Genomic DNA, 14,077 nt, shown 5'->3' with positions numbered 1-14,077 from the left:
GCTGCGGCGCCGACGATACTGTGAGCGCATGCGGGCGCTGGTCATCGTCGATGTGCAGAACGATTTCTGCGATGGGGGAGCGATCCCGGTGGACGGCGCCGTGGCCGTCGCACAGGAGATCAGCCGTTACGTGGACGGCCCCGTCGGTAGGGCCCGCTACGCGCACGTGGTGGCCACTCAGGATTGGCACGTCGACCCCGGCGCGCATTTCTCTAAGCATCCGGACTACCAAAAATCCTGGCCGCCGCACTGCGTCGCGGGAAGTCACGGTGCGCAATTTCATCCCACATTGAGCACCGAGCGGATCGAGGCGGTCTTCAAAAAGGGCGCTTACGACACCGGATACAGCGGCTTTGAGGGTGTCGATGACCAGGGCACCTCGCTGGGCGAGTGGCTGCATCATCGCAAGGTGCGAGATGTCGACGTCGTCGGCGTCGCCACCGAGCACTGTGTACGCGCCACCGCCAAAGACGCTGTGCACCAAGGATTTTCCACCGCCGTGCTATCGCCCCTGACCGCTGGCACCTCCGCCGAGTCGACGGCCGCCGCGCTGGCGGCGATGCGCGGAGCCGGAGTCACTGTGATGGAGGCGATCTGATGACCGACGCCAAGGCCGCGGAGCTGCTGGCCGCAGTCGAGCAATCGCCAGCCGCGGCGGCCGCCCACGACCGGGCCGGCTGGGCAGGGCTGTTCAGTGCCGACGGCCGGGTGGAGGATCCGGTGGGTTCGCGCCCGCACGTCGGCCCCGAGCAGATCGGCCGGTTCTACGACACGTTCATCGGTCCGCGCGACATCACCTTCCATCGTGATCTGGACATTGTGCGCGGGACGACGGTCGTTCGGGATCTGCAGCTCGAGGTCGCGATGGGACCGTCGGTCACCATGCACATTCCAGCGATTCTGCGGTATGACCTGCAGGAATCGGCCGGCGGCTGGGAGCTGCAGCGCCTTCGCGCCTACTGGGAACTGCCGGCCATGGTGGGGCAATTCCTGGGCAACGGTGTCGCCGCGCTGCCCGCCGGGGTCGGGCTGTCACGATCGCTGCTGCGCAATCAGCGGCTGGCCGGCACCGCCGGATTCGTTTCCGGGTTCCGTCGGCCGGGAAGCAGGGGCAAGAAGACGGCACGAGCTTTCCTGGAAGCGATCGCAGCGGGCAACACTGCCACCGCCCGGGGTCTGCTATCAGCCAGTGCCACAGTCACTTACGGCGACGACACCGCTGCGGACCTGGCCGAGCTCGGCACGCAGCTCGACGGCGCACGCCTGACCAAGATGCTGGCCGCCGGAAGCACCGTGGCGGTGTCGATCACCTCGGCGCAGCGACGCGCCGTGCTGTTCTTCGACGTCATCGGCCGTGGCGCGCCGATCAGCGAAGTCCGGTATTTCCCAGGAGCCTGATGAGGCGCGACCGCGGCGATAAACTCACCTACGTGCCGAGCTTTCGAATTGCCGAAGTCGCCGAGCTCCTCGGGGTCAGCGACGACACCGTCCGCCGGTGGATCGACTCCGGTCGCCTGTCGCTGACGACGGGCAGTGGGCCCCGCATGGTCGACGGCGCCGAGCTGGCGCGGTTCGCCCAGGAGCGCGCTGCCGTCGAACCGGTGTCACGCAATCCCGTGGTCGGCCAGTCGGCGCGCAACCGGATGGTCGGGCTCGTCACCAAGGTCACCCGCGACACGGTAATGGCACAGGTCGAGGTTCAGGCCGGCCCGTTCCGGTTGGTCTCGCTGGTCAGCAGGGAGGCCGCCGATGAACTGCAGCTGCAGCCCGGCAGCCTGGTCGTCGCCTCGGTCAAGGCCACCAACGTCGTCGTCGAACTGCCACGACGTGCCGGCGCGGCCAGCCATACCGACCCGGCGACGGAATTCGGATAGGTCACGCCAGCAGGATCGCCAGCGACGCCGTCGACAGCGCCAGGTAAGCGGCCGGGAATCCGATGTTGGACAGCACCCCGGCCCGGATGTGGGTCACCACCGCCCCGATGAAGTAGGCGACCAGGCCGGCCGCGGCGGCGACGCCGAGCAGCGGCACTCCTGCCAGGCCGACGAGCAGGCCGGCGCCGCCGGCCAGTTTCAGCCCGCCCAACAGCGGCAACCAGGACCGCGGCACACCCACCCGCGCGGAGTTGGCCACGACGAACTGTGCCGGAATGAAGTCGGGTACGGCAATGGCGATGGTGGTGACCGCGGTGACCACGATGGTCACCAGATAGATCGTCTGTACGCTCATGGTGTTGCTCTTCCTGTCGTCGGTGGATCTGGCTCTATCCCTGTGACGACTCCCGAACGGGAAAGGTGACCTATGGGCAACACCGACGTTTTGGCCCTGCGGTTCGAAGACAACCGCCGGCGTCTGCATTCGGTGGCGTTGCATCTGCTCGGCTCGGCGGCAGACGCCGACGACGCCGTTCAATCAGCCTGGCTGAAGGCCAGCAGTGCCGACTTTGCCGCGGTGGACAATCTGCCCGGATGGCTCACCACCATCACCGCACGCGTGGCCATAGACCAGTTGCGGGCCCGCGCGCGGCACGTCGAGCAAGCACTGTCGGATGCACCCGAGTGGGACAGCGCCCCAGCCTTGGCCGTACCGGCCGCCGATGAGGAGGTGCTGCGCGCCGAGGAGGTCAGCCGCGCGCTGCTGGTGGTGCTGGACCGGCTGTCACCGGCACAGCGCGTTGCGTTCGTGCTGCACGACGTGTTCGACGTGCCGTTCGAGCAGATCGCCGGATTACTCGACCGCTCACCGGATGCCGCCAAGAAACTGGCCAGCCGTGCCCGGGCCCGACTGCAGGCCGGGCCGGCTGAGCAACCGCGACACCGCACCGAACATCTCGAGGTCGTGAGCGCCTTCCTGGCCGCCTCGCGCGGTGGCGACATCCCGGCCCTGCTGGAGTTGTTGGCGCCCGACGTCGTGCGGCGTGTCGACCCGGTGCTGATACCTGCCGACGCGCCGATCGAGATGCGCGGCGCCGCGGATGTCGCCACCGAGACCCGGCAGTTCACCCGGCGGGCACGAGCCGGTGCCGTGCTGCTCATCGATGGTGCACCGGGTATCGCGATCGCGCCCGGCGGTCGCCTGCTGGCCCTGTTGCGCATTGGAATCGGCGACGACGGGCGCATCCACACCATTGATATCGCCGGTGATCCCGAGCGGTTACGCGCCGCGACGCTGCAACTCCCGGAGACCTGATCCGCTGCAAGAACACGTGACGGCCGCCCATGGCGGCGGGTTCTGCTTTGATGGGTCACGCGAACTGATGTGAGGGGGACGTCCGGTGCCAGACGACACGACGGCCGCAGGGCAGACAACGGCTGCGGGTGAGACGGCAGCAGCGGCGCAGCCACCGGCCGCGGCGGTAGTGGCGCGCGGCATCACGATGACCGGGCCGTGGGGGCGCGTCTTCGGACCGCTCGACTTGGATGTCCCGGCCGGCGGTACCACGGTGCTGGTCGGCCCTCCGGGGTCGGGTCGCACCGCCCTGATGATGAACCTGGCCGGCCGGATGAAACCGTCGTCGGGAACGCTCACCGTCCTCGGGCGCAGCAAAGCCCGCGACATCTTCGGCGTCGCTGCCCTGGCCGGGATCGAACAGCTCGACGCGATTTTCGAGTCGGTGACGGTCGCGGACCTGATCACCGAACAGATCCGCTGGGATGCACCCTGGTATCAGTTGGTCCGCCGTGCCGGGGACGCCGAGCGCGACGCGATCTGCGGCCCGGTCTTCGGCGACCTGCCGGTACCCCAACTGCACGACTACGTCGAGCATCTCGACGAAATGACCGGGCTGTTGTTGCGCATCGCACTGGCCAATACCGCACGTCCACCGCTGCTGGTGGTCGGCAGCATCGACGAGATCAAAAACAGCCGCGATCGCGCCATCCTGCTTACCCGGCTGGTCGCGCTGGGGGAGAAGCAGACCGTGATCACCTCGTCGGCCAACCCGATTCCCGACGGGTTCGGGCTCGCCGGGCAGATCACCGTCGACCGTCTGGAGCGCGCGGAGCTCGTTCCCGGCCGACACGAGAAGGGGAACCGCTGATCATGCTCGCCGGAATGTCACTGGGCACCGACCTCAAACGCTATTCGCGCGGCACCATGCCGCGGCTGGCCCTGATCACCATCATCGTGCTGCCGCTGCTCTACGGCGCGATGTATCTGTGGGCGTTCTGGAATCCGTTCGCCGCCATCGACAAGATCCCGGTCGCCCTGGTCAACCAGGACACCGGCGCCGTGGTCTCGGGTGAGCAGTTGCATGCCGGTGACGAGGTCACCCGGGCGCTGATCGACTCCAAGCAGCTCGATCTGCATCAAGTGTCGGAAAGCGAAGCCGTCAAAGGAGTTTCCGACGGAACCTATTACTTCTCGATCACCTTGCCGTCCGACTTCAGCACGGCGGTGGTGTCCCCGGCGGGCCCGAACCCGCAGAAAGCGCAGATCCAGTTCCGCTTCAACGACGCCAACAATTACCTGGCCTCGGTTATGGGGCAGAACGCCGCCCGCGAGGTGCTCAACGAGGTGAGCGCCAAGGTCGGTCAACAGGTGATCGGTACCGCGCTGACCCAGGTGACCGACGAGGTCAAGAAGGCGGCGGACGGTGCGGGCCAACTCGCTGACGGCTCAAAGACGTTGGCCGACAACATGGGCACTGCCCGTGACGGGTCGGCCGCGCTCGCCGACGGAATACGTCAGCTGTCGAGCGGTGTTCACAACGCCACCGATCCGCTGCTCAAGATGACCGATGACCTGGCCGCTATGGGCTTCGACCCGAACGCCGCCGGCGCGGCCGCCGCCAGCCTCAGCGGCAACCTCAAGACGGTGAGTGACCGGATCGCGTCGCTCAACGTCAACTACCAACAGGCCGCCGGAATCGTCAACCAGGTGGTAGAGGGACTGCGCAACAACCCCGACCCGGCGGTGCGCGGACTCGGCGACACCCTTGCCGGCGCCCAGCGCCTGCTCGACGTGCAGGGCCTGGACCCGGCCACCGACGAGGGCCTGACCAACCTGCGCGCCGATACCCAACAGCTGGAGAACGATCTGGCCAATCCCAACAGCGGGCTGCGCACGTTCATGACCCACGCCCTCGACGGCGGCCTCAAATCAGATGTGCTCGCGCTGCGCGACGGGGCCACCGCGCTGGTAGCCGGGGCGAACCAGCTCAGCGACGGCCTGGGCCAATTGACCGACGGCAGCAATCAGCTCAAGGACGGTGCTGGGCAGCTGGCGTCGGGACTGGGCGAGGCCGACCAGCGTGCGTCCACCATCACCGACCAGCAGCGTGTCGAGGTGTCGGCAATCCTGGCCAGCCCGGTCGGGGTGGACATGGACTTCACCCATCATGCCGCCACGTTCGGCACCGGGTTCGCCCCGTTCTTCTTGCCGCTGGCGCTGTTCATCGGCTCGCTGATTGTGTGGATGTTGTTGACCCCGCTGCAGACTCGCGCCATCGTCAATGGCCTTGGCGCGCTACGGGTGGTGCTCGCGTCGTACTGGCCGGCCCTGCTGCTGGGGGTGTGCCAGGTCTTGCTGATGTACACGGTGGTGCACTTCGGGGTGGGGCTGCAGGCCCGGCACGCCGTGGGCATGGTCGCCTTCCTGGCGTTGATCGCCGCGTCATTCCTGGCGATGATCCAGGCGTTCAACGCCGTACTCGGTGTAGCCGTGGGCCGGGTGTTCACCCTGGCCTTCCTGATGTTCCAGCTGGTTTCGTCCGGCGGGGTGTATCCGGTGGAGACGACGGCGAAACCGTTCCAGATACTCCATCCCTACGACCCGATGACCTACGCCGTCAACGGGTTGCGCCAGCTGACCGTCGGCGGCATCGACGAACGGCTGTGGACATCGGTGGCCGTACTGGCGGGGATCCTGGTGTTGTCACTGGTTGCCAGCTCCTGGGCCGCGCGGCGAGATCGCCAGTTCACCCTCGAACGCCTCTACCCGCCGATCGAAGTCTGACGGTTTCGAGAGTGCCCCCCTCCGGTGCACGATCGCTCACGCGACGCAGCCTGCTGCGCGGCGCCGGAGCGATCGGGGCCGCAGCGCTGCTGCCCGCGACGTCGGCCTGCGGCAGCGACGACGACGCACTGACCTTCTTTTTCGCGGCCAACCCCGAAGAGGCCGACGCCCGGATGCGGATCGTCAACGCATTCCAGCACGAGCACCCCGATATCCGAGTGCGGACGATCCTGGCCGGCGGCGACCCGACCCAGCAGATGTCGACGTTCTGCGCCGGTGGGAAATGCCCGGATGTGCTGATGGCCTGGGAGTTCAACTACGCCGGACTCGCCGACCGCGGCGTGCTGGCAGACCTGAACACCCTGCTGGATCGGGATCGGCAGTTCGCGGCGGCGTTGCGCGCCGACAGCATCCCCGCGCTGTATGAGACGTTCGGCTTCAACGGCGGCCAGTACGCGTTCCCGGAGCAGTGGTCGGGCGCGTTCCTGTTCTACAACACCAGGATCTTCGCCGAGGCGGGTGTGCCGCCACCGCCGGGCCGCTGGGACACGCCCTGGACGTTCGACGAGTTCTTGACCACCGCTGCCGCACTCACCCAACGGTCCGGTAATGGCCGAGTCACCCAGTGGGGCTTCGTCGACACCTGGTCGCCGCCGTACTCCGCAGCGCTATTCGGCATGAACAACGGAGTGCCCTGGGCGGTGCCACGCGTCAACCCGACTCACCTGAACTTCGACGACGACGACTTCCTCGCCGGGATCCAGTTCTACGCGGATTTATCCAACGTGTATCGCGTGGCGCCCGCCGCCGCGGACACCCAGTCGATCTCCACCATGGGCCTGTTCACCGCGGGCAACGCGGCGATGGCGCTCGGCGGGCACTGGCGCTACCAGACCTTCGCTCAAGCCGACGACCTGGATTTCGACGTGGCGGTGCTGCCGACCGGTCCGGCTGCCGCGGCCAAGGGCATCGCGGGCCGATCCGCCATCGGCAGCACCGGTCTGGCCATCGCCGCCGACAGTCGCCACCGGGAACAGGCCTGGGAATTCGTCAAATTCGCGGCGGGGCCGGTAGGGCAGTCGCTGATCGGGGAGTCCGGGCTGTTCGTACCGGTGCTGCGATCGGCGATCGACTCACCCGGATTCACCGCCGCCCACACCGGAATCCGCAACCTTGCGGTGCTGACCGGCGGCCCGGCGCATTCCGAAGGCCTGCCGATCTCCCCGGACTGGCAGAAAGTCCACGCCCTGATGGACCGTGCCATCGGGCCGGTCCTGCGCGGCAAGCGGCCCGCGACTTCTCTGAAACGAGGGCTTACGCCTCAGATCGACGAAGTGCTGGCCACCGCATGAACCCCACCCACAGACGAGCACGCGCAGGACGCTGGTTCATCGCCCCAAACCTGGCGGCGGTGGCAGTGTTCATGGCGTTCCCGCTGGCCTTCTCGCTCTACATGAGCTTCCAGCGGTGGGATCTGTTCACTGCGCCGACGTTTGTCGGCGCAACCAACTACCGCGACCTGTTCACCGGTGACCCGCTGTTCGGCATTGCGGTGCGCAACACGACGGTGTTCACCCTCGGCACCGTGATCCCCACTGTGCTAATCAGTCTGGCGGTGGCGGGCCTGCTGAACCGGAAGATCAAGGGTATCGGCCTGTTTCGGGCGATCGCCTTTCTCCCGTTGGCGGTGTCCTCGGTGGTGATCGCGGTGGTGTGGCAGTTCGTGTTCAACACCGACAGCGGACTGCTCAACATCATGCTCAGCTGGTTCGGCGTCGCACCGGTGCCGTGGCTGACCGAACCGCACTGGGCGATGGCCTCGTTGTGTCTGGTGAGCATCTGGAAGAGCGTGCCGTTTGCGACGGTGATCCTGTTGGCGGCCATCCAGGGCGTGCCCGACTCATTGCACGAGGCGGCGCGCATCGACGGCGCGGGGGAGGTGCGGCGCTTCGTGTCGATCACGGTGCCGATGATCCGCGGGGCGGTGTGGTTCGTGGTGGTGATCTCGGTGATCAACGCATTCCAGGCCTTCGATCTGGTCTACGTGCTCACCGGCAGCAGCGGCGGGCCTGAGACCGGCACCTACGTGTTGGCCATCATGTTGTTCCAGCAGGCCTTTGCCTTCCTGGACTTCGGGTACGCGTCCGCGCTGGCCTGGGTGATGTTTGCCGTACTGCTGGTCCTGACCGTCGTCCAACTGCGCTTGTCGCGACGGAATGCGGTGGACCAGTGAGCCGCCCACCGGTGCGGCCCCGCATCGCAGGGTTGCTGGGCGTCTACGCCGGGTTGGGCGCCGTCGCCGCCTGCGCGTTGTTCCCGATCCTGTGGGCGCTGTCGGGCTCCCTGAAGCGCCAGGCCGAGATCAGCCAACCGATGTTGTTGCCGGCCCATCCGCAGTGGTCGAACTACCTCGAGGTGTTCGCCCGAATGCCGTTCTGGCGGATGCTGTTCAACACCGTCCTCTACGCCGGTTGTGTGACGGCCGGACAGGTGTTCTTCTGTTCGCTGGCCGGCTATGCCTTCGCCCGGCTGCCCTTCACCGGCCGTGACACCCTCTTCGTGCTCTATCTGGCGACGCTGATGGTCCCATTGACGGTCACGGTGATCCCGCAGTTCATCTTGATGCGCGTGTTCGGGTGGACCGACACCGTGTGGGCGATGATCATCCCCGGGTTGTTCGGCAGCGCGTTCGGCACCTATCTGATGCGGCAGTTCTTCGCCACCCTGCCTGTCGATCTGGAGGAGGCCGCGATCTTGGACGGCTGCTCACCGTGGACGATCTATCGGCGGATTCTGTTGCCGCACGCCAAACCCGCGGTGATGGTGCTGGCGGTGCTGACCTGGATCAACGTCTGGAATGACTTCTTGTGGCCGCTGCTGATGATTCAGCGCAAGGGCATCGCCACCTTGACCCTCGGGTTGGTGTGGATGCAGGGCGAGTATGTCGCCGAATGGCCGGTGCTGATGGCGGCATCCATGCTGATGCTGGCCCCGCTGGTGGTGATCTACGCGATCGCCCAGCGGGCCTTCGTCAGTGGGATCGCGGCCACGGGCTTCGGTGGACGGTAGTCAGGAGAACGCAGTGGCTTCAGTGACCTTCAACGCGGTGACCCGACGCTATCCGGGTACCGACCGCCCCGCCCTCGACGCGTTGAATCTCACGGTCGAAGACGGTGAGTTCATGGTGCTGGTCGGGCCGTCCGGGTGCGGCAAGACGACGACGCTGCGTATGCTGGCCGGCCTGGAACCCGTTGACGCGGGTCAGATCTACATCGGCGATCGCGACGTCACCGCAACCGACCCCGGCCATCGCGACATCGCGATGGTGTTCCAGAACTACGCCCTGTATCCGCACATGACCGTGGCGCAGAACATGGGTTTCGCCCTCAAGGTCGCCAAAACGCCCAAGGCCGAGATCCGCGCCCGGGTGGCCGAAGCCGCCCAACTGCTGGGCCTGGCAGAACTTTTGGGGCGCAAACCCAAGGATCTCTCCGGCGGTGAACGCCAACGAGTCGCGATGGGCCGCGCGATCGTGCGACGGCCGCAGGTCTTCTTGATGGACGAGCCACTGTCGAACCTGGACGCCATGCTGCGGGTGCAGACCCGCAATCAGATCGCCGAACTGCAGCGACGGCTGGGGATCACCACCGTCTATGTCACCCACGATCAGGTGGAGGCCATGACGATGGGCGATCGGGTCGCTGTATTGCGTGACGGGGTACTGCAGCAATGCGCGCCGCCGCGCGAGCTCTACCGGACCCCGGCCAACGTGTTCGTCGCCGGATTCATCGGATCGCCGGCGATGAACCTGTTCACGGTCACCACCGTCGACGGCGCGGTCTCGCTGGGCGGCCATCACATCGACGTACCGAGCGAACTATCTTCAGCGGCAACGCAACTGGTCGTCGGCATTCGACCCGAACACCTGCAGATCGCCGGTCCCGGGATCGGGATCGAGGTGGATTTCGTCGAAGAACTTGGCGCCGACACCTACCTGTACGGCACGACGGTTGACCCGCAGACCTCGCAATCAGTGGTCGCCCGGGTTCCCGGCAACACCGAGGTACGCCGCGGCGCCCGGCTGTCACTGGGCTTCGACACAACCGATCTGCACTTCTTCGGCGCCGACGGCGCCCGGCTCGGGTGATAACGGCCCTCCGAACGTCAGTGGATTCGCGTATAATCGAATGTATGTGCGACTCCTCAGGTTTGTGTGGGGAGTTTGGGGTGTAGGCCGCCGAGGCAGAGGTAGATCATTGAGCTCAGGGTTTGGGCGGAGTGGTGTCCGTAGCCGCGGGCGTTGATGAGTCGGATCTTGGCGTTGATGCCTTCGATGAGGGCGTTGCTGATGCCGAGTTCGATCGCGGCCAGAATGGGTTCGAAGTAAGCCTCGAAGCGTTTTCCCAGCGCGACGAACGCGGGGATGCGGGAACGCTTGGCTGCGGTGATCCAGGCTTTGAGCAATCTGCGGGCGACACCGGGTTCGTGGTCGTAGCGGTAGAGGTCGCGCGCTTGTTCTTTGAGGGTCCAGGCTCGGCCTATACGACGGTTGGTGCGTGCGATCTGGTTGACCAGGGCGCGTTTTTCGTCGTTGAGTTTGTTCTCGCCGGTACGCAGCGCCCATCGGGCGGCTTTCCAGTCCGCTGTGGCGTACCCGGGTAGGCGGATCGATTCGGCGAAGACGCGGTCCAGGGCACGGTTGACCCATTGCATGATGTGGAAGCCGTCGTAGCAGATGGTCGCGTGTGGGACCGCTGCGGTGGTGGCGGCGGTGTAGGCGGCTGAGACGTCCATGCTGACGGCTTCGATCTGTGCCAGTGAGCAATCCGTCTGGGCGGCATAGAAGTTGGTCAGTGATTGCTCGCTGCGGCCGGGTTGGATGTCGACGACGGTTCCGGTGTCGTGGTCGCCGATGATGGTCAGGTATCGGTGGGGGTGGCGGTAGCAGATCTCGTCGACCCCGATGCGGTAGAGCGTCTGCAGGCGGCGCTGATCAAGCAGCTCGGCCACGCCGCGGGTGATGATCGCGGTGACGGTTTCCCAGGCGCAGCGCATTAACGTGGCCACCGAGGTGCGGTCGGTGCGTTGGGCCAGCCAGAGCACCATGTCCTCGAAGTCGCGGGTATGACGCGCGCCGGGACGGGCCCAGGGCAGTTCTTCGGTGATCACCCCGCAGTCTGGGCAGTCGATGCGGCGAATCTCGTAGACCAGCCACAGCTGTGATCGAGCCAAATCCAGATGGCGCCAGCGCCGGCGCCGGCGGTCATAAATGGACCGTGAGTGTTTGCCGCATGGGCAGCGCAGCAGCCTGGCCTTTGGGCGCAGGCTGACCTCGATCTCACCGCCGTCGATGGCGACATCGGTGACCGTGGCTCCGGGAATCTGCAATAGGCGGTTAAATGCAGTACTGACGCGCACGCGGATCGTTCCTTGCGGTTGAGGTTGGTGTGGTAACCCCGAAACCTAGAGGCGCACCGCGTGCGCGTCCCTCATTTCACCGACGAACCGTCAAATCCTATTGCAGCGCAGACCAATATCGCCCTGAGCAGGGAAAAGGCGCCCACTAGAACCCTAGGAGCGCCATGTATGTTCGATACCGCTCTTCCTTCGCTGGAGGGCATCCGCGCGCGTGACGACGCGGGTCTGGTCGACGCGATGCAGGGGGCCGCGCGTCTGCAGGCGGCTTTTCTGGCGCGGGTATTCGCGGCAGGGGCGGAGTTGTATCACCGCAGATTGGCCGAGCAGCAGGCAGCCGCTCGGGAGATCTGGGCGATCGATGGCTGGGAGGCAGTGGCCGCGGAAATCGCTGCGGCTCAAGGCATCAGCCGGGGGCGGGCGGCGGGGCAGTTGCGGCTGGGTGTGGCCTTGGCTGAGCGGTTGCCGAAGCTGGAGGCGTTGTTTGCGGCGGGTGTGGTCGATTACCAGGTGGTGGCCGCGGTGGTGCATCGCACCGAGTTGATGCTCGATCCGGATGCGATCCCGCGGATGGACCGGTGGCTGGAGCGCAATGCGCCCCGGTGGGGCAAATGGTCGAGGAACCGGATCGTCGAAGCGGTCGACTACTGGGTGCAGGTGGTGGAACCGGCCGCGGTGCGCGAAGCCCGCACTATGGATGACACCCGCCACATTGGGATCTCGCCACAACATTCCGGCCTGGCTGCGATCTTCGGTGATGTTCGCACCCCTGATGCGTTGGCGTTCGATCAGCGGCTCACCGAACTGGCCGCCACCGTCTGCCGCTCCGATCCCCGCACCAAAGCGGAGCGCCGCGCCGATGCCCTCTCGGCGCTGACGGCGGGTGCGGGCGCCATGACCTGCGAATGCGGTTTGCCGGATTGTCCCGCTGCCACCGGCGATGCCTCGGTGGGTGTGGTGATGATCCATGTGATGGCCGAGCGGGCCACGCTCGACGGCGATTCGGACAAGCCGGGATTCGTTCCCGGGTTCGGTGGCCTGCAGGCGAAGGCGGTGCGCACCATCGCCAAGTCCGCAAAACTGCGGACGATCCGTCATCCGCGGGATGCAGCGCCGGAATCGGGGTACCGTCCCTCGACTGCGCTGGCGGATTTCATCCGCTGCCGTGATCTCACGTGTCGGTTTCCCGGGTGCGGTCGCCCCGCCGAGGTCGCCGACATCGACCACACCGTGCCATGGCCGCTCGGGCCTACACATCCGAGCAATCTGAAGTTGCTGTGCCGGCTTCACCATCTTTTGAAGACTTTCTGGGTCGGTCCCAATGGGTGGCAGGACCGCCAAGAACCCGATGGCACGGTGATCTGGACCGCGCCCACCGGGCACACCTACGTCACCAAACCCGGTGGTGCCCTATACTTCCCGCAGTTGGCCAACCCCACCGGCGAGCTGGATCTGCCCGAGTGGTCACCGACCGGTAGTCGCGGAGTGATGATGCCCACCCGCCGGCGTACCCGGGCTCAGGATCGGGCCTACCGCGTCTGGCTGGAACGCAGCCACAATCAGGAACGCATCGCCGCCGCGGCGATCGAAGCCGCCGCCGCCGAACACGCCAGACGAATCGCCGCCGCCAACGACCCACCCCCGTTTTAGCGCGCCGTTGGGCGCAGCGTGACCGCCAGGTGATGCAGCATGAGGACGAACGCGATAGTCCACGCGCCCAGCGCGATCCAGCTTTCGATCGAACCGATGTAATAGACGATCGGCAGATGGTCGGCCTGTCCCAGGTAGTGGCTGCCCACCCCGTACATGCCCAGTGGGAAGATCACACTCCACCAGGGCGCTTCGTAGCGCAGTGAAATGCGGTGCACAACGTGGCGCCACACGCCGGCGGCGATCATCGGCGGGATCAGCCAGGTGCCGAACGCCCAGAACACGACCGACGTTCCAGCGATCAGACCGCGTGTGGCGTGCACCATCGGCGCTTCGGCCATCTCGACGATGTGAGCACCGGCCAGCACGGTGATCGCGGTGGCGCCCATCGCCACCCAGTACTGCGGGACGAGGTCTTCGGGAAGCAGCGGGTAGAGCAGCAGTCGCAGGGCCACGAAGATTCCGGCGGCGCCGTAGAGGAACACGCCGATCGACCAGGAAACCACCGCGAGCAACGCCAGGCTTTGGCGCCACGGCTCGGACACCTCGACCTCGAGCACGGCGGCCAACACCGCGATGGACTGGCTGGCCACCACCCAGATGAACCAGGTGCCGTTGGCCCGGCGCACCACCGGCCGCTCCGCGGTCCCTAGCACCGCAGTCCACGGAATCAGATAACCCAGCACCAGCCAGGCCAGCGTGCTGACCACCAGCAGGCCGGCCGCGATACTGCTGTGCCCGTCGATCACCAGCCGGGCTCCCAGCACGTTGGTGGCGGAGACGAACGTGAACAGGCCGAAGGCGCGGCCGGAATCGTAGAGATCAGCCAGGAACTCGCGACGAAAGCAGGTGACGCGCACTGTCGACACCACGATCAACACCAGGTAGGAGATCACCGTCACCCACAGCAGCAGCACCGAAACCCACTGGGATTTCTGGTGGTACATCGCTGTCGACACCATGCCGCTGGCCATCACCAGCGCGAAATAGCCGGGATTGAGCGTGCGCACCGCTTCGCGAGCCCCGGTCGTCTGCCCCGTCGCCACTACGCCCACCG

At 66.3% G+C, this 14,077-nt stretch carries 14 protein-coding genes; 11 read left to right on the top strand and 3 right to left on the bottom strand.

Annotation, left to right across the window (positions count from 1 at the left end; all coding sequences use genetic code 11):
- Positions 1 to 28: 28 nt before the first annotated feature.
- From ACKY0W_RS11085 to ACKY0W_RS11075, 3 genes are read left to right on the top strand one after another with little or no spacing between them, the layout of a single operon-like run.
- Positions 29 to 598, top strand: coding sequence for an isochorismatase family protein (locus tag ACKY0W_RS11085; protein WP_409437736.1), 570 nt, complete (start codon positions 29 to 31; stop codon positions 596 to 598).
- Positions 598 to 1,398, top strand: coding sequence for a nuclear transport factor 2 family protein (locus ACKY0W_RS11080; RefSeq protein ID WP_409437581.1), 801 nt, complete (start codon positions 598 to 600; stop codon positions 1,396 to 1,398). Before ACKY0W_RS11085 ends, ACKY0W_RS11080 begins: the two co-directional genes overlap by 1 nt.
- A gap of 32 nt (positions 1,399 to 1,430) precedes the next feature.
- Complete coding sequence (locus ACKY0W_RS11075; RefSeq protein ID WP_409437580.1) at positions 1,431 to 1,874, top strand: molybdopterin-binding protein; 444 nt, start codon at positions 1,431 to 1,433, stop codon at positions 1,872 to 1,874.
- A 1-nt stretch (position 1,875) separates the two neighbouring features.
- On the opposite strand, the gene ACKY0W_RS11070 is transcribed toward ACKY0W_RS11075, so the two are convergent.
- Positions 1,876 to 2,229, bottom strand: coding sequence for a DoxX family protein (locus tag ACKY0W_RS11070; protein WP_409437579.1), 354 nt, complete (start codon positions 2,227 to 2,229; stop codon positions 1,876 to 1,878).
- Positions 2,230 to 2,301: 72 nt separating this feature from the next.
- On the opposite strand from ACKY0W_RS11070, the gene ACKY0W_RS11065 reads away from it, so the two are divergent.
- From ACKY0W_RS11065 to ACKY0W_RS11035, 7 genes are all read left to right on the top strand, one after another.
- A complete protein-coding gene (locus tag ACKY0W_RS11065; RefSeq protein WP_409437578.1) occupies positions 2,302 to 3,189 on the top strand; it encodes a sigma-70 family RNA polymerase sigma factor in 888 nt (295 codons plus the stop codon).
- A gap of 187 nt (positions 3,190 to 3,376) precedes the next feature.
- Positions 3,377 to 4,039, top strand: coding sequence for an ATP-binding cassette domain-containing protein (locus ACKY0W_RS11060; RefSeq protein ID WP_409437735.1), 663 nt, complete (start codon positions 3,377 to 3,379; stop codon positions 4,037 to 4,039).
- A 2-nt stretch (positions 4,040 to 4,041) separates the two neighbouring features.
- The gene (locus ACKY0W_RS11055) at positions 4,042 to 5,955 is read left to right on the top strand and encodes a YhgE/Pip family protein (RefSeq protein ID WP_409437577.1); all 1,914 of its coding nucleotides are present in this window, start codon (positions 4,042 to 4,044) and stop codon (positions 5,953 to 5,955) included.
- Between the two features lie 11 nt (positions 5,956 to 5,966).
- Positions 5,967 to 7,307, top strand: a complete 1,341-nt coding sequence (locus tag ACKY0W_RS11050; RefSeq protein ID WP_409437576.1) for an ABC transporter substrate-binding protein — start codon at positions 5,967 to 5,969, stop codon at positions 7,305 to 7,307.
- Complete coding sequence (locus tag ACKY0W_RS11045) at positions 7,304 to 8,188, top strand: carbohydrate ABC transporter permease (RefSeq protein ID WP_409437575.1); 885 nt, start codon at positions 7,304 to 7,306, stop codon at positions 8,186 to 8,188. The genes ACKY0W_RS11050 and ACKY0W_RS11045 overlap by 4 nt, the downstream gene beginning before the upstream one ends.
- Entirely contained in the window at positions 8,185 to 9,024 is an 840-nt protein-coding gene (locus ACKY0W_RS11040) for a carbohydrate ABC transporter permease (RefSeq protein ID WP_409437574.1), read from the top strand. Before ACKY0W_RS11045 ends, ACKY0W_RS11040 begins: the two co-directional genes overlap by 4 nt.
- Before the next feature lie 13 nt (positions 9,025 to 9,037).
- Positions 9,038 to 10,102, top strand: coding sequence for an ABC transporter ATP-binding protein (locus tag ACKY0W_RS11035; RefSeq protein WP_409437573.1), 1,065 nt, complete (start codon positions 9,038 to 9,040; stop codon positions 10,100 to 10,102).
- A gap of 56 nt (positions 10,103 to 10,158) precedes the next feature.
- On the opposite strand, the gene ACKY0W_RS11030 is transcribed toward ACKY0W_RS11035, so the two are convergent.
- Positions 10,159 to 11,343: an ISL3 family transposase gene (locus tag ACKY0W_RS11030; RefSeq protein WP_409434498.1), complete on the bottom strand. Its 1,185-nt coding sequence runs from the start codon at positions 11,341 to 11,343 to the stop codon at positions 10,159 to 10,161.
- Positions 11,344 to 11,541: 198 nt separating this feature from the next.
- Here ACKY0W_RS11030 and ACKY0W_RS11025 point away from each other — a divergent pair, with 198 nt between their 5' ends.
- Positions 11,542 to 13,020 (top strand): DUF222 domain-containing protein, encoded by a 1,479-nt coding sequence (locus ACKY0W_RS11025; RefSeq protein WP_409437572.1) that lies wholly within the window; start codon positions 11,542 to 11,544, stop codon positions 13,018 to 13,020.
- Here ACKY0W_RS11025 and ACKY0W_RS11020 read toward each other — a convergent pair.
- Positions 13,017 to 14,066, bottom strand: a complete 1,050-nt coding sequence (locus tag ACKY0W_RS11020; RefSeq protein ID WP_409437571.1) for a tellurite resistance/C4-dicarboxylate transporter family protein — start codon at positions 14,064 to 14,066, stop codon at positions 13,017 to 13,019. The two genes, ACKY0W_RS11025 and ACKY0W_RS11020, sit on opposite strands and share 4 nt — an antisense overlap.
- Positions 14,067 to 14,077 lie beyond the last annotated feature (11 nt).

The organism is Mycobacterium sp. SMC-14, assembly GCF_046250075.1.
GTDB lineage: Bacteria > Actinomycetota > Actinomycetes > Mycobacteriales > Mycobacteriaceae > Mycobacterium.
The sequence above is the reverse complement of the archived record's forward strand: the minus strand, read 5'-3'. Positions and strand labels throughout refer to the sequence as shown.